The sequence below is a fragment of the Streptomyces sp. NPDC001502 genome, from assembly GCF_042894785.1.
In the GTDB taxonomy this organism is placed as follows: Bacteria; Actinomycetota; Actinomycetes; order Streptomycetales; family Streptomycetaceae; genus Streptomyces; species Streptomyces kutzneri.
Genome location: NZ_JBIAVW010000010.1, coordinates 74,504 through 96,234 on the forward strand (window position 1 = coordinate 74,504; position 21,731 = coordinate 96,234).

17 protein-coding genes are annotated in these 21,731 nt (G+C 71.1%); 8 read left to right on the forward strand and 9 right to left on the reverse strand.

Annotated features, from left to right (window positions below):
* Positions 1 to 168 precede the first annotated feature (168 nt).
* Both ACFY0D_RS19305 and ACFY0D_RS19310 read right to left on the reverse strand, forming a co-directional pair.
* The gene (locus tag ACFY0D_RS19305) at positions 169 to 3,492 is read right to left on the reverse strand and encodes a S8 family serine peptidase (RefSeq protein ID WP_390799402.1); all 3,324 of its coding nucleotides are present in this window, start codon (positions 3,490 to 3,492) and stop codon (positions 169 to 171) included.
* 273 nt (positions 3,493 to 3,765) lie between these two features.
* Positions 3,766 to 4,326, reverse strand: a complete 561-nt coding sequence (locus ACFY0D_RS19310; protein WP_390799403.1) for a CGNR zinc finger domain-containing protein — start codon at positions 4,324 to 4,326, stop codon at positions 3,766 to 3,768.
* Positions 4,327 to 4,461: 135 nt separating this feature from the next.
* Here ACFY0D_RS19310 and ACFY0D_RS19315 point away from each other — a divergent pair, with 135 nt between their 5' ends.
* Positions 4,462 to 4,920 carry a VOC family protein gene (locus ACFY0D_RS19315; protein WP_390799404.1) on the forward strand — a complete coding sequence of 153 codons (459 nt, stop codon included), beginning with the start codon at positions 4,462 to 4,464 and terminating at the stop codon, positions 4,918 to 4,920.
* Between the two features lie 30 nt (positions 4,921 to 4,950).
* On the forward strand, positions 4,951 to 5,838 hold the full coding sequence (locus tag ACFY0D_RS19320) for a pyridoxamine 5'-phosphate oxidase family protein (protein ID WP_390799405.1): 888 nt from the start codon (positions 4,951 to 4,953) through the stop codon (positions 5,836 to 5,838).
* On the opposite strand, the gene ACFY0D_RS19325 is transcribed toward ACFY0D_RS19320, so the two are convergent.
* Together ACFY0D_RS19325 and pepN are read right to left on the reverse strand one after the other, a co-directional pair.
* A complete protein-coding gene (locus ACFY0D_RS19325; RefSeq protein ID WP_390799406.1) occupies positions 5,814 to 6,776 on the reverse strand; it encodes a hypothetical protein in 963 nt (320 codons plus the stop codon). The genes ACFY0D_RS19320 and ACFY0D_RS19325 overlap by 25 nt on opposite strands.
* A 237-nt stretch (positions 6,777 to 7,013) precedes the next feature.
* The gene (gene pepN / locus ACFY0D_RS19330; RefSeq protein ID WP_390799407.1) at positions 7,014 to 9,569 is read right to left on the reverse strand and encodes an aminopeptidase N; all 2,556 of its coding nucleotides are present in this window, start codon (positions 9,567 to 9,569) and stop codon (positions 7,014 to 7,016) included.
* A 139-nt stretch (positions 9,570 to 9,708) separates the two neighbouring features.
* Between pepN and ACFY0D_RS19335 the strand changes: the two genes are divergently transcribed.
* Positions 9,709 to 10,353, forward strand: coding sequence for a DsbA family protein (locus ACFY0D_RS19335; protein WP_390799408.1), 645 nt, complete (start codon positions 9,709 to 9,711; stop codon positions 10,351 to 10,353).
* Positions 10,354 to 10,479: 126 nt separating this feature from the next.
* Here the strand turns inward: ACFY0D_RS19335 and ACFY0D_RS19340 are convergent, their stop codons facing one another.
* Both ACFY0D_RS19340 and ACFY0D_RS19345 read right to left on the reverse strand, forming a co-directional pair.
* On the reverse strand, positions 10,480 to 11,136 hold the full coding sequence (locus ACFY0D_RS19340) for a superoxide dismutase (RefSeq protein WP_390799409.1): 657 nt from the start codon (positions 11,134 to 11,136) through the stop codon (positions 10,480 to 10,482).
* 185 nt (positions 11,137 to 11,321) lie between these two features.
* Positions 11,322 to 12,731 carry an amino acid permease gene (locus ACFY0D_RS19345; RefSeq protein WP_390799410.1) on the reverse strand — a complete coding sequence of 470 codons (1,410 nt, stop codon included), beginning with the start codon at positions 12,729 to 12,731 and terminating at the stop codon, positions 11,322 to 11,324.
* 193 nt (positions 12,732 to 12,924) lie between these two features.
* On the opposite strand from ACFY0D_RS19345, the gene ACFY0D_RS19350 reads away from it, so the two are divergent.
* On the forward strand, positions 12,925 to 13,707 hold the full coding sequence (locus ACFY0D_RS19350; protein ID WP_390799411.1) for an SDR family NAD(P)-dependent oxidoreductase: 783 nt from the start codon (positions 12,925 to 12,927) through the stop codon (positions 13,705 to 13,707).
* 54 nt (positions 13,708 to 13,761) lie between these two features.
* Here ACFY0D_RS19350 and ACFY0D_RS19355 read toward each other — a convergent pair whose 3' ends face one another.
* Positions 13,762 to 15,159 carry an amino acid permease gene (locus tag ACFY0D_RS19355; RefSeq protein WP_390799412.1) on the reverse strand — a complete coding sequence of 466 codons (1,398 nt, stop codon included), beginning with the start codon at positions 15,157 to 15,159 and terminating at the stop codon, positions 13,762 to 13,764.
* A gap of 286 nt (positions 15,160 to 15,445) precedes the next feature.
* Between ACFY0D_RS19355 and ACFY0D_RS19360 the strand changes: the two genes are divergently transcribed.
* Positions 15,446 to 16,030, forward strand: a complete 585-nt coding sequence (locus ACFY0D_RS19360; protein ID WP_383575724.1) for a biotin transporter BioY — start codon at positions 15,446 to 15,448, stop codon at positions 16,028 to 16,030.
* Positions 16,031 to 16,105: 75 nt separating this feature from the next.
* Here ACFY0D_RS19360 and ACFY0D_RS19365 read toward each other — a convergent pair whose 3' ends face one another.
* Positions 16,106 to 17,539, reverse strand: a complete 1,434-nt coding sequence (locus tag ACFY0D_RS19365) for an amino acid permease (protein WP_390799413.1) — start codon at positions 17,537 to 17,539, stop codon at positions 16,106 to 16,108.
* Positions 17,540 to 17,758: 219 nt separating this feature from the next.
* On the opposite strand from ACFY0D_RS19365, the gene ACFY0D_RS19370 reads away from it, so the two are divergent.
* Both ACFY0D_RS19370 and ACFY0D_RS19375 read left to right on the forward strand, forming a co-directional pair.
* A complete protein-coding gene (locus tag ACFY0D_RS19370; RefSeq protein WP_030010996.1) occupies positions 17,759 to 18,244 on the forward strand; it encodes a ribose-5-phosphate isomerase in 486 nt (161 codons plus the stop codon).
* A gap of 70 nt (positions 18,245 to 18,314) precedes the next feature.
* Positions 18,315 to 19,121, forward strand: a complete 807-nt coding sequence (locus ACFY0D_RS19375; RefSeq protein WP_390799414.1) for an Fpg/Nei family DNA glycosylase — start codon at positions 18,315 to 18,317, stop codon at positions 19,119 to 19,121.
* Between the two features lie 67 nt (positions 19,122 to 19,188).
* Here ACFY0D_RS19375 and ACFY0D_RS19380 read toward each other — a convergent pair whose 3' ends face one another.
* On the reverse strand, positions 19,189 to 20,424 hold the full coding sequence (locus tag ACFY0D_RS19380) for a GNAT family N-acetyltransferase (RefSeq protein ID WP_390799415.1): 1,236 nt from the start codon (positions 20,422 to 20,424) through the stop codon (positions 19,189 to 19,191).
* 117 nt (positions 20,425 to 20,541) lie between these two features.
* Here ACFY0D_RS19380 and ACFY0D_RS19385 point away from each other — a divergent pair, with 117 nt between their 5' ends.
* Positions 20,542 to 21,684 (forward strand): PP2C family protein-serine/threonine phosphatase, encoded by a 1,143-nt coding sequence (locus ACFY0D_RS19385; protein WP_390799416.1) that lies wholly within the window; start codon positions 20,542 to 20,544, stop codon positions 21,682 to 21,684.
* Positions 21,685 to 21,731 lie beyond the last annotated feature (47 nt).

Below are 21,731 nucleotides of genomic sequence, written 5' to 3' on the forward strand. Positions count from 1 at the left end.
TCCAAGCGGCGAATGTTCGTGCATGCAATCGATTCACTGCGCCGCCGATGTCGTATGTATGCCCAGGACCTGAGCTTCCTGCAGGGTTGGCCGATCGTGGGTGACACCGGAAACAGGAGGGGGTGCTCGTCAGAGCACCCCCTCCGCCTCTCGCTGACTTACTGGGTCCTACGGGAGGACCTTCTCGATCTGCACGCTGCCGGTGCCGGCGGCGGTGCCGCGGGCGTTGAGCAGCTGGACCTGGCCGAAGAACTGCCGGCCCTCGGGGGCCGGGCTGGTGACCAGGACGTTCGCCGAGACCTGCGCGGTGGCGCCGGTGGCGAGGTTCACCGCGGCGGCCTCGTCGACCTGGACGGAGCCCAGGGCGGCCGAGAAGAACACGTCACGGTAGTCGTACGTGGTGGAACCGGACGGGATCGCGTAGCCGATCACCTTGACGGTGTAGGTGCCCGCGGCCGGGTTCACCAGGCTCACGGCCTCCTCGGAGTCGCCGTCGGCGGCCGAGCCGACCTTGACGCCGTCCTTGTAGACCTCAAGGTCGAGGTCGGCGGCGGTGTCGGACACCTTGCCGATCGCGACGTCGAGGCGCGAGGTGCCCGCGGGGACCGCGATCTCGGTGGAGTGGGTCTCACCGGGCGCGATGGTCGGCTTGGCGACCTTCGCGGAACCGAGCGGACCGCCGACGAGCTTGCCGCCGGAGATGGCCGCGCCGGAGTTCTTGACGCTCCACTGGACCGGGGCGGGGGTGCCCTGCTTCACCTCGGGCAGGACCTTGACCGCGGGGTCGAAGACCGCGCCGAGCACGGAGACGTCCAGCTTGAACGGGTTGTCGAGCACCGGCGACGTACGACGGGCCTCGACCTCGATCTCCCAGACACCCGGCGTCGGCTCGGGGTACGAGCGCACGTCGGGGCGGCAGGTGTTGGCCGGGTTGTCGTAGTTCGGGTAGCAGTTGGTCGTGGCCGTCGGGTCGACCGGCACGCCGTACGGGTGGATCGCGATGAAGCGCGTCTGGCTGCCGGCCGCGAGACCGCCGAGGGCGACCTCCAGGCTCTTGGCACCCGCCGGCACGGTCACGAAGTACGACTGGTGGCTGTTGCGCTGCACCGAGGAGCTCTGCGACAGGGCGAACGACGGCGCGGCCAGGGGGGCGGAAGCCACGACGGTCGTCAGGATCTGCTTGTCGATGCCCTCGGTGGTCTCGTCGTCCAGCTGCAGGATGCCGCTGTGGACGCCGGCCGACTTGGCGTTGGCCTCGACCTTGATGGTGACGGGCTTGTTCAGCGGCAGGGTGACGTAGTCGTAGCCGCCGATGACCTTGAAGGTGCCGTCGTTGTTGCGCCAGCTCAGGTCGTGCCGGGTGCCGTACTTGACGCCCGTGGTGCGGGTGACGACGACGTTGTAGACCTTCTTCTGGTTGACCTTGAGGCCACCCTCACGGTCGTACAGGCCGGTGCCGAAGCCCGGGGTCTTCAGGAACTGGTCGATCGCGGTGTCGACCGGCGCCTTGACCGTGAACTCGTTGGCCTTCGCGTCGCGCTGGACGGACTCCCACGCGCCGGGGATGTCGATCAGACCCGAACCCTGCGCGTGCGCGGGGACGTTGTCGATCTTCTTGGCGGCGGTGGTGAGCGCGACCCGCAGGGAGGACGGAGTCAGCTTGATGTTGTGCTGCTTGGCGGCCGAGATCAGCAGCGCGCTCGCGCCCGCCGCCTGCGGCGAGGCCATCGAGGTGCCCTGGAGCATGCCGTAACCGGCCGGCAGGGTGTAGCCGGCCTCCTTCACCGGGGCGCCGGGCAGCCAGGTCTGGATGGTGTTGATGGCCGCGCCGGGGGCGCTGATGGTCGGCGTGAAGCCGCCGTCCTCACGCGGACCGCGCGAGGAGAAGGGGAACATGTTGTACTTCGTGCTCACACCGGAGCCGTAGTTGGCCGCCCAGGTCTCCTTGGAGACCGACGCGCCCACGGAGATGACCTTGTCCGCGAGGGCGGGGTCGCCGATGGTGTTGACGCCCGGGCCCGAGTTGCCGGCCGAGATGACCAGCTGGACGCCGTAGGTGTCGATGAGGTTCTTGTAGAGCTCGGAGCGCGCGTTGTTGCCGTCGTTCAGGGCCGGCAGACCGCCGATGGACATGTTGACGATGTCCACGCCGCGGTTGACGACGAGGTCGATCATGCCCTCGGTCAGCGCGATGTTGGTGCAGCCGCCGGACCAGGAGCAGGCGCGCGAGGAGACGAGCTTGGCGCCGGGCGCCTCGCCGTTCATCTTGCCGCCGAAGAGGCTGTTGGCGGCGGTGATGCCGGCGACGTGCGTGCCGTGCTCGGACTCGATGATGCCGACGTTGACGAAGTCGGCCTTCTTGCCGACCCAGTCGCCGCCGAGCGGGTCCATCGGGACGTCCTTGCGGATCTCGATCACGAACGGGATGCGCTCGGCGACGTCGGTCGCCGGGTTGTCCGTGCCGAAGTAGCCGATCTGATAGCCGTCCTTGTACGGCTTCATCGGCTCGTTGTTCGTGAAGTCGCCGTCCTGGTCGGTGTCGACGCGGACGGTGCCGGCGGCAGCGTCGTAGAGCAGGCCGAACCGGTCGGTGGTGTCACCGTCGCGGTTGACGTCGCCCGCCATGTCACCGGTGGCGGTGATCGACTCGGTGAAGCGGCTCCACTGGAAGCTGCCCTCCGGGGCCTTCCAGCTCTGGCCGCCCGCGGTGAAGCTGCCGCCGCTGGAGGTGACCGGGGTGATCTGCGGGCGCCAGGTGGCGTCGTTGTCGGTGATCGGGTCGGTGGCTGTCACCCAGTCGACGATCTTGCGCTCGCCGGTGGTGGTCTTCTGCAGGGCCGGGTGACCGAGGTCGATGCCCGAGTCCATGATGCCGATGGTCACGCCGCGGCCGTCGGCCTGCGGGTTGTCCTTCACGAAGTCGACCGCACCGGTCTCGAAGGACGGGTTGTACGGGTTCTTCGCGGGGGTGTTCTTGTCCGGCGCCGCGTAGGTCTCGGCCGCGGTCTTCTTCACCGTGCCGGTCTCGCGGTCCGCGTCGGGGCGCGGGTCCGGCAGCTGGATCTCGTGCCGCAGGTCGATGCCGTGCACCGAGGACAGCTTGGTGGCCGCCTTCAGCGCGGCCTCGGCCTTGCCGGTGGGCAGGGTGGCGCGCACGTAACCGAGGTTGTCGTACGTCTGGCCCACCGAGGCGCCCTGGACCGAGCCGAGCTGGTCCGCCACCTGCTTGGTCTGGCCGGGGGCGGTCGCAACCATGACGGTGACGTTCGCGTCACCCTTGGCCTTGGCCTCCTGCAGGAGTTCGGCGTCGGCCGAACCGAGCTTCTGGTCGGCGGACTTGACCGCGGGCGAGGTGCCCGGGGTGTCCGCGCCGGTCGCCGCGAACACGGGCCCGGCGCCGGTGGCCGCGAGAGCGGCGACCAGACCGGCCGCGGCCGCGACGCGCGCGACGCGTCTGGCCCCGGATATGGAGCTGGGGGATTCGAGGGTCATCAGCATCCCTGGTAAGTGAAAGATACGGTCCGGATTTCGGTGCCGGATGACCGGTCAGCTTGGCCTAAGCGACAGCTCTTTGGGGAGAGTTGTCATTGACCGAGACCTGTCATGGCGGACTCTCGCCAGTGCGAAGAATGCGCCAGCACGGCCTTACCAGGGCACAGTGGTGCGAACCTCAGGGGCTGATCGGTCGATTTATCGACTTGGCGGCCCTACGCCGGCACCGGGACGCGATCGCGCCCCGGTGCGGGTGTGACAGATTTCGTGCGCTCAGCGCTCGCGCGTGCGCGCGTAATGACGCGAGGCTTTCGCCCGGTTTCCGCAGGCGGCCATCGAGCACCAGCGCCGCGTGCCGTTGCGCGAGGTGTCGTGGAAGTGCAGGACGCAGGTCTCGGAGGCGCACTTGCGGATCCGGTCGGGCGCGGTGCTCAGCAGTTCCAGGTAGTTCCGGGCGGCCGTCCAGGCGGGCCCCCAGGCCGGATCGGCGAACTCGGCGCGCTCGCCCGGGCCTTCGGCGGTCAGGGTGGCGCGGATGCGGCCGTGCTCCAGCACGGCGTCGACCAGGGTGCGGGCGCTCTCGTCGGCCGGGTCCGCGACCGCGCGGGCCAGGGCCTCGCGGGCGGTCAGCAGGTGGACGAGGGTGGCCGCGTCCGCGCGGAAGCGGCCGGCCAGGCCGGTGGACTCCAGCCAGATCCGCAGCCCCTCGACCCGGCCGAGCCCGAAGGCGCCGGCGAACAGGTCGGTGAGCTCGCCCTCCCGCATCCACCGCGTGTTCAGCAGGTCGAGCGCGACCGGTTCACCGGTCAGGGGTCGTGGGTCCGCCGCCGTCATTTCGTCTCCTCGGGCCTCGCTAACCCCTGAAGGGTACGTGACCGGTTGACAGGGGCGTGGCTAACCTTTAATCTCACTTTAGAAGGTTAGAAATGCATGAGAGCGCCGTGAAGTCCTCTGGGGAAGGAACCCGTCATGACGACTGCCGTCAGCAAGCTCCGCACCGGGCACGTGGGCCTGAACGTCACCGATCTGGAGCGCTCGCTCGCCTTCTACCGGGGCGCGCTCGGCTTCGAGGTGCTGGGCGAGGGCAAGGAGGAGGGCCGCCGCTTCGCCTTCCTCGGCCAGGACGGTGAGCTCGTCCTGACCCTCTGGCAGCAGGCCGAGGGTGCGTACGCCCCCACTGCGGCGGGTCTGCACCACCTGGCGTTCTCCGCCGGCGCCATCGAAGAGGTGCGGGAGTACGAGGCGCGGCTGCGCGACCTGGGCGTCGAGTTCGCCTACGAGGGCGTCGTCGCCCACAGGGAGGGCGCGGCCTCGGGCGGCATCTTCTTCCACGACCCCGACGGGACCCGCCTGGAGATCTCGGTCCCGACCGGCGCGGAAGGCGCAACCGCCCCCACCGAATCCGCCCCCACCTGCGGCTTCTTCTAGCCGCGGCTTCTAGCGACGGAGGTGCTTCTCATGTCCGGGGCATACCACTGGGGCGCGCTGGCCGTGCAGGAGCGGGTCGGCGTACGCGACCTGGCCGAGCACGTCGGCCGCTCGATCGGCACGGGCATCCGGGACGTCGCCGCGGCCTTCCTCGGGCTCCAGCCGCACCTGGTCGTCGGCGCCGCCGACGGCACGGGGCGGATGTGGGCCACCCTGCTCACCGGCGCGCCCGGTTTCGTGCGGGCCACCGGGCCGGACCGGATCGCGGTCGCCGGCGGTCCACCGGCGGGCGACCCGCTCGCCGAGGCGCTGGCCACGGCCGGGACCCGGGTCGGGACGATCGCGCTCGACCCGCGCACCCGGCGCCGGATGCGGCTGAACGGGACCCTGGAGGTGACGCGGGGAGGCTTCGCCGTCGAGGCCGAGCAGGTCTTCGCCAACTGCCCGAAGTACCTGCAGAAGCGGCAGCCGCTGGAGCTCGCCCGGCAGGGGGCGGGCGTGGTGCGGCGCGGGGAGGCGCTGACCCCCGGCCAGCAGCGGACCGTGCGCGGCGCCGACACCTTCTTCGTCGCCACCACGGCGGAGGCGGACGGGGCCGACGCCAGCCACCGGGGCGGGCTGCCGGGCTTCGTGGAGGTCCTCTCGCCGGTCGAGCTGGCCTGGCCGGACTACGCGGGCAACGCCATGTTCCTCACGCTGGGGAACCTGACGGCCGATCCGCGGGCCGGGCTGCTCTTCCCGGACTGGGAGAGCGGGGCGGTCCTTCAGCTCAGCGGCCGGGCCCGGACGGAGTTCGGGGCCGACGGAAGCCGCCGCACCCGCTTCCGGGTGGAGTCGGTGGTGGAGAGCGTGCATCCGGGGCGGCTGCTCTGGAGCACCCCGGAGTACTCGCCTCACCTGGGCAGTACCACCAGGTAGGCGGCGGGTTCCCGGTCGTCGGAGGCCGTGAGGGCGGTCCGGATGACCGCGGCCTGCTGCTCGGGCCAGTCGCGGAGCTTGCGCGGGGTGATGTGGATGACGGTCACCCCGAGCCGCTCCAGCGTCTCGCGCTTGCGCACGGACTCGGACCACTGCTCGTCCTCGCCCTGGCGCGGGGCGCGGGTGTCGATCTCCACGGCGACGGCCTGCTCGGGCCAGTACGCGTCGACCCCGCCGAGGTGCGGGCCGCCGGGCAGCCGCAGGTCGACGTTCCACACCGGGTCGGGGAGCTCGTAGCCGCGTACGACGTGGTACAGCCGGTCCTCGGCGATGGCCCGGCCCTCCGCGAGCAGCGACTCGACCGCGTCGACCACGTGCGGCCGGTTCAGCAGCCGGGCGACCGTCAGCTCCCGTACGACGGCAGCCGGTTCGCAGTGGCCGCCGCGGACGGCCTCGCTCAGCAGGCGGCGTACGGTGCCGGCGTCGGAGAGCTGGGTGACCGCGTCGGCGACGGCCCGCGCGACGGGCGCCACCGGCAGTCCGGTCACCTCCTGGGACCTCGGCGGGGTGTGCGTCCGCACGATCCGCACGTCCCCGGTGGAGCGCAGCCGCCGGGTGCCGGGCACGAGGACGTCGATGTGCGAGAGGGCGAGCAGCGGGGGCGCGGAGCTGAACCGGTACAGGGCGAGCGCCGCCAGCCCGGTGATCATGGCCTCGCCGCCGCCGCGCCGTCCCGCGTACAGCAGCGCCGCGTGCAGCCGCTCCTCGCTGGTCGCGGGACCCGGGTGGAGCAGGAACACCCCGGGCAGGATCTGCTGCCAGGGCCGCTCGGCCGCGTCGGAGGCGGTGACGCCGTGCTCGCGCAGCTGGGCGAGGGTCAGCACGCGGGGGCGGCTGCCGGTGAGGTGGGCGAGGGGGAGGGGTGCGTTGTGGTTCATGACGCGGTGATTCCCTCAGGCCATGGCCTTGCTAACCCCTGTTACACGCTCGTCGACAAATCCGGACAAGCTGGGGCTAAAGTACGGACGTTCGACTGCCGATGGGGTGCGCCCGTGTGGGGGACCGGCGCGGCGCCGTAGCTGGGGCTCCGCCCCAGACCCCGCGCCTCGAACGCCGGCGAGGCTGGATTTTCCAGCCCGTCCGGCGTTCGAGGACCGGGTCCGGGCAGAGCCCGGTCAGCCCGCCGCCGCGTCGCACCGCTGGGCGGCAAGGGCCCTGGCCAGGTCGTCGCGGGCTTCGACGACCAGACGGCGCAGCGCAGGCGGAGCCGAGACGTGCGCGGCGAGCCACACGTCAGTGGCGTCGAGCGTGGCGGAGTCACCCTGCAGCGACGGGTACAGCCCCTTCACCACGTCCATGCCGATCTGGATCGACCGGTCCGCCCACACCCGTTCGATCACCTCGAAGTAGCGCCCCGCGTAGGCCGCCAGCAGGCCCCGCTGCGAGGACTGCTGCATGCCCGCGATCGTCGCCTCGACCAGCGCGTTGGACAGCGCGTCCGATTCGACCACCGCCGCCCACGCCTGGTCCTTCACCACCTGCGAGGGCCGCGCCGCCAGGCACCGCACCTGGTGCCGCTTGCCCGAGGCCGTGTCGTCGCGCGCCAGTTCGGCGGCGAGCACGCCCTCGTCCACCGCCCCGTGCGCGGCCAGCGGCAGCAGGAAGTCCCAGCGCAGTTCCTGGTCCACGTCCAGACCGTCGATCCGCGCCGAGCCCTCCAGCAGCCCCAGCAGCAGCTGGAAGTCGCCCTCCGTCGCCGCGCTCGCCGCGAAGAAGCGGGCCCACGTCAGCTGGTGCTCCGACCCCGGCGCCGCGACGCGCAGCTCGTGCAGCGCGCCCGCCGCCAGCTCCCGGCCGCCCTGCTCGCGCCAGGCGGGCGCCGCGTAGTGGGTGACCGAGGTCAGGGCCTGCGCGTGCAGCATCTGCAGGACGCCGACGTCCGTCTCCCGGCCCGCGTGCGCGAGGACCAGCGAGACGAAGTCGCGCGCCGGCATCAGGCCGTCACGCGTCAGGTTCCACAGCGCCGACCAGCTCAACGCCCGTGCGAGCGGGTCCGTCAGGTCGCCGAGGTGGGCCCGCAGGGTCTCCAGGGAGCCCTCGTCGAAGCGGATCTTGCAGTAGGTGAGGTCCTCGTCGTTGACCAGGACCAGGTCGGGCCGCTCCGTGCCCGCGAGCTCCGTGACCACCGTCCGCGCGCCCGACACGTCCGCGTCGGCCCGCGCGTAGCGGACCAGCGCCCCGTCGGACTCCAGCCGGTACAGGCCCACCGCGACCCGGTGCGGGCGCAGCTCGTCGCCCTCCTGCACGACGGCCAGTTCCGTCACGCGGCCGCCCGCGTCGTAGGTGATCACCGGGGTCAGCGCGTTCACCCCGGCGGTCTGCAGCCAGGCCCGCGACCAGGTCGCCATGTCCCGCCCGGAGACCTCGGCGAGCACCGACAGCAGGTCGTCGAGGGTGGTGTTCCCGTACGCGTTGGCCTTGAAGTAGCGCCGCGCGCCCTCCAGGAAGGCCTCCCGGCCCACGTAGGCGACCAGCTGCTTGAGCACCGCCGCGCCCTTGGCGTAGGTGATGCCGTCGAAGTTCAGCTTGGCGTCCTCCAGGTCACGGATGTCGGCCGTGATCGGGTGGGTGGACGGCAGCTGGTCGGCCCGGTAGGCCCACGACTTGCGGCTGTTGGCGAAGGTGACCCACGCCTGGTCGAAGCGGGTGGCCTCGACCAGCCCGAAGGAGCCCATGAAGTCCGCGAAGGACTCCTTCAGCCACAGGTCGTCCCACCACTTCATGGTGACCAGGTCGCCGAACCACATGTGCGCCATCTCGTGCAGGATGACGTTCGCGCGCCGCTCGTAGGAGGCCTGCGTGACCTTGCCGCGGAAGATGTACTCCTCGCGGAAGGTCACCATCCCCGGGTTCTCCATCGCGCCCAGGTTGTACTCCGGCACGAAGGCCTGGTCGTACTTCCCGAAGGGGTACGGGTAGTCGAAGATCTCGTGGAACAGGTCGAAGCCCTGCTTGGTGACGAGGAAGACGTCATCCGCGTCGAAGTGCTTCGCCAGCCCCTTGCGGCACATCGCGCCCAGCGGGATGGTCAGGTCCCCGCGCGTATAAGAGTCCGTCACGTAGTGGTAGGGACCCGCGACCACGCACGTGATGTACGTGGAGATCGGCGCGGTCTCCGCGAACCGCCAGACGCCCGCCTCGCGGGACTCCTCCGCGCCGTTGCTCCACACCTGCCAGCCCTCGGGAGCCGTCACCTCGACGCGGTAGGGAGCCTTCAGGTCGGGCTGCTCGAAGTTCGCGTACACCCGCCGCGCGTCGGCCGGCTCGTACTGGGTGTAGAGGTAGACCTCGCCGTCCTCCGGGTCCACGAAGCGGTGCAGGCCCTCGCCGGTCCGGCTGTACGCGCAGTTCGCGTCCACCACGAGGACGTTCTCGGCGGCCAGGCCGTCGAGGGAGATCCGGGCGCCGTCGAAGACGGCGGCCACGTCCAGCGCGCGCCCGTTCAGGGTCACGGCGTTCACCGAGGGTGCGATCAGGTCCGCGAAGGTGGAAGCGCGCTCACCCGCCGCCCGGAAGCGGATCGTCGTCACCGAGCGGAAGGTCCGCGGACCCTCGGCCGGTTCGGCCTCGTCCACCGCGGACCGGATGTCGAGGACCACCTCGTACCCGTCGACGGACAGCAGCTCGGCCCGCTCGCGGGCCTCGTCGCGGGACAGATTCTCTCCGGGCACGTGCACTCCTTCGTGCGTGATCGCGTTCTTGTGTCGAATCCTCGCACGAGGGAATGCGCGCCACCCGGTACTGGTTGGTGACGGGGAACGTGAGCCCAGTGATGCCCTTTTGTGCCCCATGCCGAGACTGAGGAGAGACATGACCGACACCCAGGTGCGCGAGAAGACCCCGGTCGACTTCTGGTTCGACCCGCTCTGCCCTTGGGCCTGGATGACGTCCCGCTGGATGGTCGAGGTCGAGAAGGTCCGCGACGTCGAGGTCCGCTGGCACGTGATGAGCCTCGCGGTGCTCAACGAGAACAAGCTCGACGAGCTGCCCGAGACCTACCGCGAGCTGCTCGGCCCCAAGGGCTGGGCCCCGGTGCGCGTGGTGACAGCTGCCCAGCAGAAGCACGGTGAGGAAGTCACCGGCAAGCTCTACACCGCGCTCGGCACCCGCATCCACAACGACGAGAAGGGCCCGACCCGCGAGGTGATAGCCGAGGCGCTGGCCGAGGTCGGCCTGCCGGCCGAGCTGCTCGCGTACGCCGACTCGGACGAGTACGACGAGGTGCTGAGGGCCTCGCACAACGACGGGATAGACCGGGTGGGCCAGGAGGTCGGCACCCCGGTGATCTCCGTTCCGGGCGCCGAGGGCGATGTGGCCTTCTTCGGTCCGGTCGTCACCCCGACCCCGCGCGGCGACGCGGCCGCCCGGCTCTGGGACGGCACCCTGCTCGTCGCCTCGACCCCGGGCTTCTACGAGATCAAGCGCACCCGTACCCAGGGCCCGTCCTTCGAGTAGGACCGGCCGGCGCACCACACAGAAGACCCCCGTGAGTCACGTCCTCACGGGGGTCTTCCGTTCGACACGCCCGCCGGTGAAGGCTGAGAAGACGATCACGAGGCGGACGGGCTGGTGGCGCTGCGATCAGCCCTTGGCGGGGATCAGCAGCGGGGTGTTCGCCTTGGCGTCGGCGTAGCGCTTGGACACGTCCTGCCAGTTGACGACATTCCACATCGCCTCGATGAAGTCCACCTTCTGGTTCTTGTACTGAAGGTAGAAGGCGTGCTCCCAGGCGTCGAAGACCAGGATCGGCGTGCTGGCGACGCCCACGTTGCCCTGGTGGTCGTAGACCTGCTCGACGACCAGGCGGCCGCTGACCGGCTCGTACGCGAGCACGCCCCAGCCGGAGCCCTGGGTGGCGGAGGACGCGAAGGTCAGCTGCTTCTTGAACTTCGCGAAGGAGCCGAAGGACTCGGTGATCGCGTCGGCCAGGTCGCCCAGGCCGTCGGCCGCGGTGGGCTCGCCGCCGCCCTCGCCGGTCTTCGGGCTGGCCATGTTGTGCCAGTAGATGCTGTGCAGGATGTGGCCGGAGAGGTGGAACGCGAGGTTCTTCTCCAAGCCGTTGAGGGCGCCCCAGTTCTCCTTGTCGCGCGCCTCCGCCAGCTGCTCCAGCGTGTTGTTGGCGCCCGTGACGTAGGCCGCGTGGTGCTTGTCGTGGTGCAGCTCGACGATCTGCGGGTTGATCACCGGCTCCAGCGCCGCGTAGTCGTACGGAAGCTCAGGAAGCGTGTAGATGGCCATGCGTGTTATCCGGTCCCCTCAGCGTGCCAATCGCTTATTGCAATTAATGCGCAACTGCACGCTAGCAGTATCTATTCCTCTCCTCACGTAAGGGTTGCCTCTCTTGTCGGGACCTCCGGAACGCCGGAGGCCGGGCCCATGCGATCGCATGGGCCCGGCCCCTGACGTGCCGTTCGGTGCGGGTGTTACGCCGCTGTGCGCGCCGCCGCGGCCCGGCGTTGCATGACGTAGCCGGTCGCCGCGAGGGCGACGGTCAGCCCGCCGGTGAAGACCACCTGGACCCGCGTGTCCTCGCCCAGGGCCATCAGCACCAGGACCCCGGCCACCCCGGCCAGCGCCACCCAGGTCAGATAGGGGAAGCCCCACATCTTCACGACCAGCTTCCCGGGGGCCTCGCGCTCCAGCCGGCGGCGCAGCACGAACTGCGAGACGGCGATGAAGCCCCAGACGATCAGGATGACCCCGCCCACCATGTTCAGCAGCCAGGCGAACAGGGTGTCCGGGTACCAGTAGGACAGCAGCACGGTGACGAAGCCGAAGCCGCAGGAGGCGAGGACCGCCCGGCGCGGCACCCCGCCGCCGACCTTGCCCAGCGCCTTGGGGCCCTGGCCGCGGGAGACGAGGGAGTAGGCCATGCGCGAGGAGCCGTAGATGTTGGCGTTCATCGCGGACATCAGGGCGATCAGGATGACCACGTTCATGATCTCGCCGGCGGCCGGGATGCCCAGGCGGTCGAGGGTCGCGGCGTACGGGCCGTCCGCCGTGACGGCCGGGTCGTTCCACGGCAGGAGGGTGACGATGACCAGCATGGAGCCCACGTAGACGATCGCGATCCGCCACATGGTGGTCCGCACGGCCTTGGCCACGCCCCTGACCGGGTCCTCGGACTCGGCGGCCGCGATGGTCACCGTCTCCAGTCCGCCGTACGCGACGACGGAGGCCAGCAGTCCGACCAGCAGGCCGTCCACACCATGGGGCAGGAAGCCGCCGTCGTGCAGCAGGTTGGCGGAGCCGGGGGAGTCGGTGCCGGGCAGCAGACCGAGCACGGCCAGCACGCCCAGGCCAAGGAAGAGCGCGATCGCGCCGATCTTGAGGGCGGCGAACCAGAACTCGAACTCGCCGAAGTTCGAGACGGCGGCGAGGTTGGAGCCGCAGAACACCGCCATGAAGACCAGCACCCACATCCAGGAGGGGGTGCCCGGGAACCAGCCGGTCATGATGTGCGCCGCGCCGATGGCCTCGATGGCCACGCCCACGCAGAGCAGGGTCCAGAACATCCAGCCGGCGGTGAATCCGGCCCAGGGGCCGATCGCCCGCTCCGCGTGCACGGAGAAGGAGCCCGAGGCGGGGTTGGCGGCGGACATCTCGCCGAGCATCCGCATCACGAACATCACGAGCAGCCCGGACGCGGCGTACGCGAGCACGATCGAGGGACCGGCGGCGGCGATGCCGGCGCCCGAGCCGACGAAGAGTCCGGCGCCGATGACACCGCCGAGGGCGATCATCGAGAGGTGGCGCTGCTTGAGTCCGTTGCCGAGGGGTGATCCGGCGCCGGTCTGCGGTGCTTCGGGGGGTGTGAGGGTGCTCTGGCTCATTTGCGCCAGTCTGCCGAGTGTCCGATCGCCGGACGTTTGCTGTCCGATATTCGGACGACGGCTTCACGGTTCGTGATCATCCCCGTACGCTCACGGCGACGCCGCAGCCGTCGGAAGCACCGGAAGCACCGGAAGCACCGGATGCACCGGATGCACCGGATACGGCGGACGTACCGGATCGAGGGGGCAGTCGATGGGCCGGACCGTGACAGGACTTCGCAGCACCGGCCGGGGCGTACTCGTCACCGGCGCCTCCCGGGGGATCGGCCGGGCGATCGCGGCCGCCTTCGCCCGGCAGGGCGACCGGGTCGCCGTCCACTGCTCCGCCCGGCGGGCGGACGCGGAGGAGACCCTCGCCTCGCTGGAGGGGGAGGGGCACGTACTGGTCGCTGCGGACCTCGGTGACCCGGCCCGCGTCGAGGCCCTGGCGGCCGAGGCGGAGGAAGCGCTCGGCGGCGTGGACGTCCTGGTCAACAACGCCGCCGTCATGGTCCCCCACCCGCTGCCGGACACCTCGTACGAGGGCTGGCAGGAGGCCTGGCGGCGGACCGCCGACGTGAACCTCTTCGGCTCCGCCAACCTGAGCTACTGCGTCGCACGCCGCATGATCGAAGCGGGACGCGAGGGACGCATCGTCAACATCGGCTCGCGCGGCGCCTTCCGGGGCGAGCCCGACCACCCCGCCTACGGCGCGACCAAGGCCGCGGTCCACGCCCTGGGCCAGTCCCTCGCCGTGTCCCTCGCCCCGCACGGCATCGCCGTCGCCTCCGTCGCACCCGGCTTCGTCGCGACCGAGCGGGTCGCCGGCCGGCTGGAGGGGCCCGAGGGTGCCGGCATCCGGGCGCAGAGCCCCTTCGGCCGCGTCGCGGACCCGGACGAGATCGCCTCCGCCGTGCTCTACCTGGCCTCCCCCGAGGCGGCCTGGAGCTCGGGCACGGTCCTCGATGTCAACGGGGCCTCCTACCTGCGCACCTGAGAAGAGCGGGCCCTCCGTGCCGCGGCACGGAGGGCCCCTTCTCCGGCTCTCCCGTCAGGCCTTGCGGGCCCTCAGCTCGCGGATCCCCGCCACGGCGAGCACCAGCGCGGCCGCACCCGAGGACCACAGCAGCTGGGGCCGCGCGGAATCGTCGAACAGCATCAGGACCAGCACCGCCGCCATGCCGAGCAGCGCCGCCCAGGTCGCGTACGGGAACAGCCACATCGGCAGGGTCAGCCGCTCGGGCATGTCCCGCTCGATCCGGCGGCGCAGCTTCAGCTGCGAGACGGCGATCAGCGCCCACACGAACAGCAGCACCGCGCCGACCGCGTTGAGCATGTACAGGAAGATCGTGTCCGGCCACAGCAGGTTGAGCACCACCGACACGAAGCCGAAGGCCACCGAGGCGAACACCGCCCGGCGCGGCACCCCGCCGCGCGAGACCTTCAGCAGCGCCTGCGGCGCCTCCCGGCGCTCGGCCAGCGAGAACACCATGCGCGAGGACCCGTACAGGTTCGCGTTCAGCGCCGACAGCAGCGCCACGAACACCACGATGTTCATGATCTGGCCGGCCGCCGGGATGCCGATCGAGTCGAGCACCGCGACGTAGGGGCTCTCGCCCGGCTTCAGCGAGTCCCACGGCAGCAGGGTCACGATGACCACCATCGAGCCGACGTAGAAGAAGAGGATGCGCCACACCGCGCTGCGCACCGCCCGGGACACCGACCGCGCCGGGTCGTCCGACTCGGCGGCGGCGATGGTGACGACCTCCAGGCCGCCGAAGGCGAAGATGACGGCGAGCATGCCCGCGACCACTCCGCCGAAGCCCTCGGGGAAGAAGCCGCCCTTGCCCGTGAGGTTGGCCATGCCGACCGGTTCCGTGTCCGGGAGCAGACCGAAGACCGCGAGGGTGCCGAGGATCAGGAAGAGCACGATCGCGCCGACCTTGAGCGCGGCGAACCAGAACTCGAACTCGCCGAAGTTCTTCACGGCGGCCAGGTTGGTCACGGTGAAGACCACCATGAACAGCAGCACCCAGACCCACTGGTCGACCGAGGGCACCCAGCCGTTCGCGATCTTCGCCGCGCCGGTGGCCTCCACGGCCAGCACCACGACCAGCAGGAACCAGTACAGCCAGCCCGCCGAGAAGCCGGCCCAGCGCCCGAGCGCCCGCTCCGCGTACACGGAGAACGAGCCCGAGGCGGGCATCGCGGCCGACATCTCGCCCAGCGCCCGCATCACCAGCATCGCGAGCACGCCCGCGAGCAGATAGGAGCAGATGATCGCGGGACCGGCGATGCCGATGCCGGCGCCGGAGCCGACGAAGAGCCCGGCGCCGATGACGCCGCCGAGGCCCAGCATGGTCAGGTGGCGCTGCTTGAGGCTGTGGCTGAGGGGTTCCGCGGGCAGGTCGCCCGTGGAGGGAGGTGCTTCTTCCAGGCGCTCACGCATGAAGGGTGCTCGTACTCTCGTTCGGGCCCAGTGGCGGTGGGAGCCCCGCGTCAGAATTGGCGGGATCCTACAGTCTCGCTGAGCGGCGGTCTTTCGTGCAAAACGGACGTGCTGTCCGATGTTCCTCGTGATGAGGATCACGCCGACTCGGGTGTGGGGCATCGGGTTTGTGAAATCCCCACCAAAGCGGGGAGTGCGGCTTTGTCCCGGGCGGCGGTGGGGCGGCGGGGGAGCGCGCACTAGCGTCGGTGATCGTCCTGCCACCCCCACCCCGTGGAGCCTCCCGATGAGCACTGCCTCCGTCTCCCTCCGGCCCGGCGCCGTCCTCGCCGATCTGCTGCCCGCGAGCCGCGTCCGCGACATCGCGCTCGTCGTCGGCGGCGCCGCGCTCACCGGGCTGGCCGCCCAGATCGCGGTTCCCGTTCCCGGCTCCCCGGTCCCCGTCACCGGCCAGACCTTCGCCGCGCTGCTCGTCGGTACCGCGTTCGGTGCCCGCCGCGGCTTCCTCTCGCTGGCGCTGTACGCGCTCGTCGGCATGGCGGGCGTGCCGTGGTTCGCGGGCGGGACCTCCGGCGCGGGCGGCGCTTCCTTCGGCTACGTGCTCGGCATGCTGCTCGCCGCCACCGTCGTCGGCGCCCTCGCGCGGCGCGGCGGCGACCGCTCGGTCCTGCGCACGGCCGGCCTGATGGTGCTGGGTTCGGCCGTGATCTACGCGGTGGGCGTGCCGTACCTGATGGCCGCCACCGGGATGTCCCTCGGCGTGGCCGTCGCGAAGGGCGTGGTCCCGTTCCTGATCGGCGACGCGCTCAAGGCCGCGCTGGCCATGGGCGCCCTGCCGGCCGCCTGGAAGCTGGCCGGCCGCCGCGGCTGAGCGGCCCCCGATACGCGCCGGAGCCCGGCCCGCCTTCCGAAGGCGGGCCGGGCTCCGGCGTACGTGCACGAGCGGTCAGCCCTGCAGGGCCCGCTTGCGGCGGAAGTCCAGGACCACACCGACGAGCACGACGAGGCCGGCGACGAGGGTGGACAGGGTGACGACCTCGCGGTTGGCGTCGTCCACGAACATGTAGCCGATCACGAACATGATCAGGGCGGCGGTGGCCCAGGTCAGCCACGGGAAGAGCCACATCTTCACGGTCAGCTTCTCCGGGGCCTCGCGGACCAGGATCCCGCGCATCTTCAGCTGGGTGAAGCAGATCACCAGCCAGACGAAGAGCGCGATGGCACCCGAGGAGTTGAGGAGGAAGTTGAAGACCGTGTCCTTGAAGGCGTAGTTGAAGTAGACGGCGACGAAGCCGAAGACCGTGGAGCCCAGGATCGCGGCGACCGGCACACCGTTCTTGTTGACCTTGGCGAACGCCTTGGGGGCGTCGCCGCGCTCACCGAGCGAGAAGGCCATGCGGGAGGCGGTGTAGAGGCCCGAGTTCAGGCAGGACAGCACGGCGGTCAGGACGATGACCTCCATGATCGTGCCGGCGTGCGCGATGCCGATCGAGTCCAGGGCGGCGACGTACGAGCCCTTCTCGGTGATCGACTTGTCGTTCCACGGGAGCAGGGTCAGCACGATGAAGATCGAGCCGAGGTAGAAGACGCCGATCCGCCAGATGACGGAGTTGGTGGCCCGGGTGACCGCCTTGCGGGGGTTCTCCGACTCGCCGGCCGCCAGGGTGACGATCTCGCTGCCCATGAAGGAGAAGACGACCATCAGCACACCGGTCAGGACGGCGCCGTAGCCGTTGGGGAAGAACCCGCCGGCGTCGGTGAGGTGTGCGAAGCCCGCGCCCGGGTTGTCCGAGCCCGGCAGCACGCCGAACACGGCCAGCATGCCGACGATGACGAACGCGCCGATGGCGACGACCTTGATGCCCGCGAACCAGAACTCGAACTCACCGTAGGAGGCGACCGAGCCGAGGTTGGTGGCGGTCAGGACCGCCATCACGATCAGCGCCCAGGCCCACTGCGGGACGGCCGGGATCCAGCTCTCCAGGATGGCGGCACCGGCGGTGGCCTCCACCGCGAGCACGACGACCCAGAAGAACCAGTAGAGCCAGCCGATGGAGAAGCCCGCCCAGCGGCCGAGCGCGCGGTCGGCGTAGGCCGAGAAGGAGCCCGAGTTCGGGCTGGCGGCGGCCATCTCGCCCAGCATCCGCATCACGAAGACCACCATCGCGCCGACCAGCGCGTAGGAGATCAGGATGGCGGGGCCGGCCTTGGCGATGCCGCCACCGGAACCGACGAAGAGGCCGGCGCCGATGACGCCGCCGATGGCGATCATGGACAGGTGGCGGTTCTTGAGACCGGCCTTCAGACCGTCGGAGGGCTGGCCGTCACCGGGGTTGCCGGTGGGGCCGCCTTCCTTCTGAAGGGTCGTCGTGGAGCTCATGGACGGATCCTTAGGTTCTCGGGTTGCGAGCCCCGGCATTCAAACCTGAGATGAACGCAGGACGGAAGGCCTCAATCCGGATCGTTGCCTTGGTGTGAACGTCCAGAGGGAGGCCCCCGCCCTGTCCCATCTGCGTTCTTTGGGTTTACTTGAGCTTTAGAAGTGATTTACGCGACACCCGCTGCGGGCTGTCGGGCCTCCTCGTGCCACACTCGTCCCATGCGCGTGTACCTCGGATCCGACCATGCCGGCTTTGAGCTCAAGAACCACCTGGTGGACTGGCTCAAGAACAACGGCCACGAGCCCGTCGACTGTGGGCCCCACATCTACGACGCGGTGGACGACTACCCGCCGTTCTGCCTCCGCGCCGCGGAGAAGACCGCCGCCGACGCCGGCAGCCTCGGCATCGTGATCGGCGGCTCCGGCAACGGCGAGCAGATCGCCGCGAACAAGGTCAAGGGCGTCCGCGCCATCCTGGCCTGGAGCGTCCAGACCGCCCAGCTCGGCCGTGAGCACAACAACGCCAACGTCATCTCCGTCGGTGGCCGGATGCACACGCAGGACGAGGCCGTCAGCTTCATCGAGGCCTTCCTGGCGACCCCGTACTCCGACGAGGAGCGCCACACCCGCCGCATCGACATGCTCTCCGCGTACGAGACCACCGGCGAGCTCCCCCCGATCCCGGCCCACCACCCGCAGGGCTGATCCCGCTTCCGGCCGTGCCTCCCCCTTCCGGGGGCGGTACGGCCGGTTTCTCTTTCCGAGGAGCTCCGCCGTGCCCGAGGGGCATACGATCCACCGCCTCGCCCAGGACCACGCCGAGCGGTTCGCGGGCCGGCCGGTCCGCGTCAGCAGCCCCCAGGGCCGCTTCGAGCAGAGCGCGGCCGTGCTCGACGGGCGCGAGCTGGACGGCGCCGAGGCGCACGGCAAGCACCTCTTCCTGGAACTCGGCGACGCCTGGATCCACATCCACCTCGGCCTGTTCGGCAAGCTCGGCTTCGGCCCCGCCCCGGCCCCGCCCGCCACGGACACGGTCCGGCTGCGCCTGCTGAACGAGGACCACTACGCCGACCTGCGCGGCCCCACCGCCTGCGCACTCATCGGCGAGGGCGAGAAGAAGGCGATACACGACCGGCTCGGCCCGGACCCGCTGCGCGCCGACGACGACCCCGACCGGGCCTGGGCCCGGATCTCCCGCTCCCGCACCACCGTCGCCGCCCTGCTCATGGACCAGAAGATCGTCGCGGGCATCGGCAACGTCTACCGCGCCGAGGTCCTCTTCCGGCACGGCATCGACCCGTACCGCCTGGGCCGGGACCTCACCCGCGGTGAGTGGGACGCCATGTGGACCGACCTGGTCGCCCTGATGCGCGAGGGCGTGCGCAACAACCGCATCGACACCGTCCGCGACGAGCACCTGCCCGAGGCCATGGGCCGGCCGCCGCGCGTCGACGACCACGGCGGCGAGGTGTACGTCTACCGGCGGGCGAACATGCCCTGCCACATCTGCGCCGGCGAGATCCGCACCGCCGACCTCGCCGCCCGCAACCTCTTCTGGTGCCCCGGCTGCCAGTCCCGCTGACGCGGCCGCCCCGCTCCGCCGCCGCGCTTCGTCGCCCCTGGCTGCCGCCCGGTTCGTCGCCCCGCCTCTAGAAGCCGTGCGGCAGCCAGGGCGCCACGTCCCCGGCGAAGGCGCGCGAGGCCGGTGTCAGCGCCCCCGGGCGCAGCTCGCGCACCAGCCCGGCCCCGGCCAGTGAGGTGAGGGTGATCCCGCCCAGGTACGCCGATCCCAGCTCCCGGACCGACAGCTCCAGGTCCGCCGGCTCCGCGGTCCGGGTACAGCGCGCGGCGCCCTCGGCGTCCACGACCAGCCGCCACCGCCCCTCGTTCCAGGGGCAGAACGCGTCCCGGACCTCCAGGACCACGTCCACCGGCGCCCCGTACGCCCGCGCCTCCAGCGCCGCCGCCAGGTCCACCAGCCGTACGTGCAGCGAGTCCCGCGTCCGCGGCCGCGACCGCCGGACGTCGCTGACCAGGTGCAGCACCGGGTCGTCCACCGGCCGCCGCTGCGCCCGTACCGTCCAGGTCAGGTCGATGGAGAACAGGTAGCGCCACAGCGCCGCGCACGCCGCCGGATCCAGTGCGTCGAGATCGCGCACCTCGACCTTGCCGTCCGAACCCGTCGGGTCCCAGTCGGGCTTGACCCGGTAGCGGGCGTACCCGACCACCTCGCCGTCCTCCCGCTCGGCGACCACGCACTTCAGCGGTGACCCGCCGCCGCGCATCGCATCCGGGTCCAGCAGCGGCAGCCGCTCCCAGCCCGGCTGCCGCGCCGGCATGCCCGGCCGGGTGGGGACCAGCGCCGCGTAGACCCGCTCGCAGTCGGCCAGCGCCCGCCGCGGGTCCACGAGGCGCAGCCGCACCCCGTCCGTACCCGGCGGCACGGACAGCCGTACGCGGGTCGTGTCGATGTCGACCGCCAGGGCGTACGTCGCCGTGCCGTAGCCGAAGCGCCCGTAGATCGCCGGATCCGAGGCCGTCAGCACGGCGAGCGGTTCGTCACCCGCCCGGATGTCGTCGAGCTGGCGCCGCATCAAGGAGGTGAGCACCCCGCGCCGACGGTGGGTGGGGGAGACCCCCACCATCGTGACGCCGGCCGCCGGGACGGCCGCCCCGCCCGGCACGGAGAGCCGGAAGGTGTACGAGCCGGCCGCGCCGACGCAGGTGTCGCCGTCCCAGACGCCCAGCGAGCGGTCGGCCTCCGTCAGCGACCTGTAGAGCTCCCGCTCCTCGGGGGACTCGGGCACGCCCCCGAATGCCAGTTCCAGGTGGTCGTACCAGACATCCCACTCATCAGCCTTCAATGCGCGCATCTCCAGAGTCATGTGGCCATCCCTATCAGGGCATTCCGGCCCAGTCGACCCGTTTTCGGGCGCCTGTGGACCCTCGGTCCGGGGGTACCCCTGCGCATCCACAGCCAGGATGGATAAGGTCCCGAATCAATGGCCGGAGCACGCGTGGAATCCCTCATGGCCCGGATGCGCATGCTGTCGCACCGGGGCCGCACAGCCCTGCGCAAATCAGCCGTCGACTACTTCCGCGGCGACGCCTCCGACTGGCTCGCCTTCGGCGGCCTGCTGCTCACCATCCCCGCCATCGCCTGCGGCACGCTGATGCTGCCCGTCTGGTTCTCGCCGTCGGCGCTCGTCCTGCCGATCGTGGCCGGCGGCCTGCTGCTGCGCCCCGCCAGCCTCCTCGCCCTGTACGCCGCCTCCGCGGCCGCACTGATCGTCGAGGCCCTCGTACTCGGCCCCTATACCCAGGGCCCGGCCCGCGTCACCCCCGGCACCGTGTTGGTGGTCGCGGCGTGCGGGTTCTTCGGCCTGGTCATCGCCCAGTTCCGCAGCCGCGTCGGCGTGCCCTGGCGGCGCGGCGGCACCATGCTCTTCGACCTGCGCGAACGCATCCGCGTGCAGAGCAAACTGCCCGCCCTGCCGCGCGGCTGGCACCGCGAGATGGCCCTGCGCCCGGCCGGCGGCCAGTCCTTCTCCGGCGACTTCGTGGTCGCGGCCCGCACCAACGGCGGCCGGACCCTGGAGATCGTCCTGACCGACGTCTCCGGCAAGGGCATGGAGGCCGGCTCCCGGGCCCTGCTGCTCTCCGGCGCCTTCGGCGGACTGCTCGGCGCGCTGCCCGCCCACGGCTTCCTGCCCGCCGCCAACGGCTACCTGCTCCGCCAGGACTGGGACGAGGGCTTCGCCACCTCCATCCACCTCGTCCTGGACCTGGAGACCGGCGACTACGAACTCCTCTCGGCCGGCCACCTCCCCGCCCTCCAGCTCTCGGCGGGCACCGGCCGCTGGCAGGAGAAGTCAGGCGAGGGCCCGCTCCTCGGCGTCTACGACGGCGCCGAATTCACCCCCGCCCGCGGCAACCTGCGCCCCGGCGACGTCCTGATGCTCTTCACCGACGGCCTCGTCGAGACCTCCGACCGGGAGATCAGCGAGGGCATCGACCGCCTCACCGGCGAGGCCGACCGCTACGTCGCCGCCGGATGGGACGGCGCGGCCTGGCACCTGATCGAGAAGGTCGCCAAGGACGTCAACGACGACCGCGCACTGCTGCTCATCCGCCGCTCCGCCTGACCACGGGGTGGGGTCTGCCCCACCACCGGTCCGCCGGGCGGCGTCAT

Excerpts from the sequence above, each read along its gene's own strand:
- ACFY0D_RS19305 (WP_390799402.1), bottom strand. The coding sequence starts at position 3,492 with ATGACCCTCGAATCCCCCAGCTCCATATCCGGGGCCAGACGCGTCGCG.
- ACFY0D_RS19310 (WP_390799403.1), bottom strand. The coding sequence starts at position 4,326 with ATGACGGCGGCGGACCCACGACCCCTGACCGGTGAACCGGTCGCGCTC.
- ACFY0D_RS19315 (WP_390799404.1), top strand. The coding sequence starts at position 4,462 with ATGACGACTGCCGTCAGCAAGCTCCGCACCGGGCACGTGGGCCTGAAC.
- ACFY0D_RS19320 (WP_390799405.1), top strand. The coding sequence starts at position 4,951 with ATGTCCGGGGCATACCACTGGGGCGCGCTGGCCGTGCAGGAGCGGGTC.
- ACFY0D_RS19325 (WP_390799406.1), bottom strand. The coding sequence starts at position 6,776 with ATGAACCACAACGCACCCCTCCCCCTCGCCCACCTCACCGGCAGCCGC.
- ACFY0D_RS19335 (WP_390799408.1), top strand. The coding sequence starts at position 9,709 with ATGACCGACACCCAGGTGCGCGAGAAGACCCCGGTCGACTTCTGGTTC.
- ACFY0D_RS19340 (WP_390799409.1), bottom strand. The coding sequence starts at position 11,136 with ATGGCCATCTACACGCTTCCTGAGCTTCCGTACGACTACGCGGCGCTG.
- ACFY0D_RS19345 (WP_390799410.1), bottom strand. The coding sequence starts at position 12,731 with ATGAGCCAGAGCACCCTCACACCCCCCGAAGCACCGCAGACCGGCGCC.
- ACFY0D_RS19350 (WP_390799411.1), top strand. The coding sequence starts at position 12,925 with ATGGGCCGGACCGTGACAGGACTTCGCAGCACCGGCCGGGGCGTACTC.
- ACFY0D_RS19355 (WP_390799412.1), bottom strand. The coding sequence starts at position 15,159 with ATGCGTGAGCGCCTGGAAGAAGCACCTCCCTCCACGGGCGACCTGCCC.
- ACFY0D_RS19360 (WP_383575724.1), top strand. The coding sequence starts at position 15,446 with ATGAGCACTGCCTCCGTCTCCCTCCGGCCCGGCGCCGTCCTCGCCGAT.
- ACFY0D_RS19365 (WP_390799413.1), bottom strand. The coding sequence starts at position 17,539 with ATGAGCTCCACGACGACCCTTCAGAAGGAAGGCGGCCCCACCGGCAAC.
- ACFY0D_RS19370 (WP_030010996.1), top strand. The coding sequence starts at position 17,759 with ATGCGCGTGTACCTCGGATCCGACCATGCCGGCTTTGAGCTCAAGAAC.
- ACFY0D_RS19380 (WP_390799415.1), bottom strand. The coding sequence starts at position 20,424 with ATGACTCTGGAGATGCGCGCATTGAAGGCTGATGAGTGGGATGTCTGG.
- ACFY0D_RS19385 (WP_390799416.1), top strand. The coding sequence starts at position 20,542 with ATGGCCGGAGCACGCGTGGAATCCCTCATGGCCCGGATGCGCATGCTG.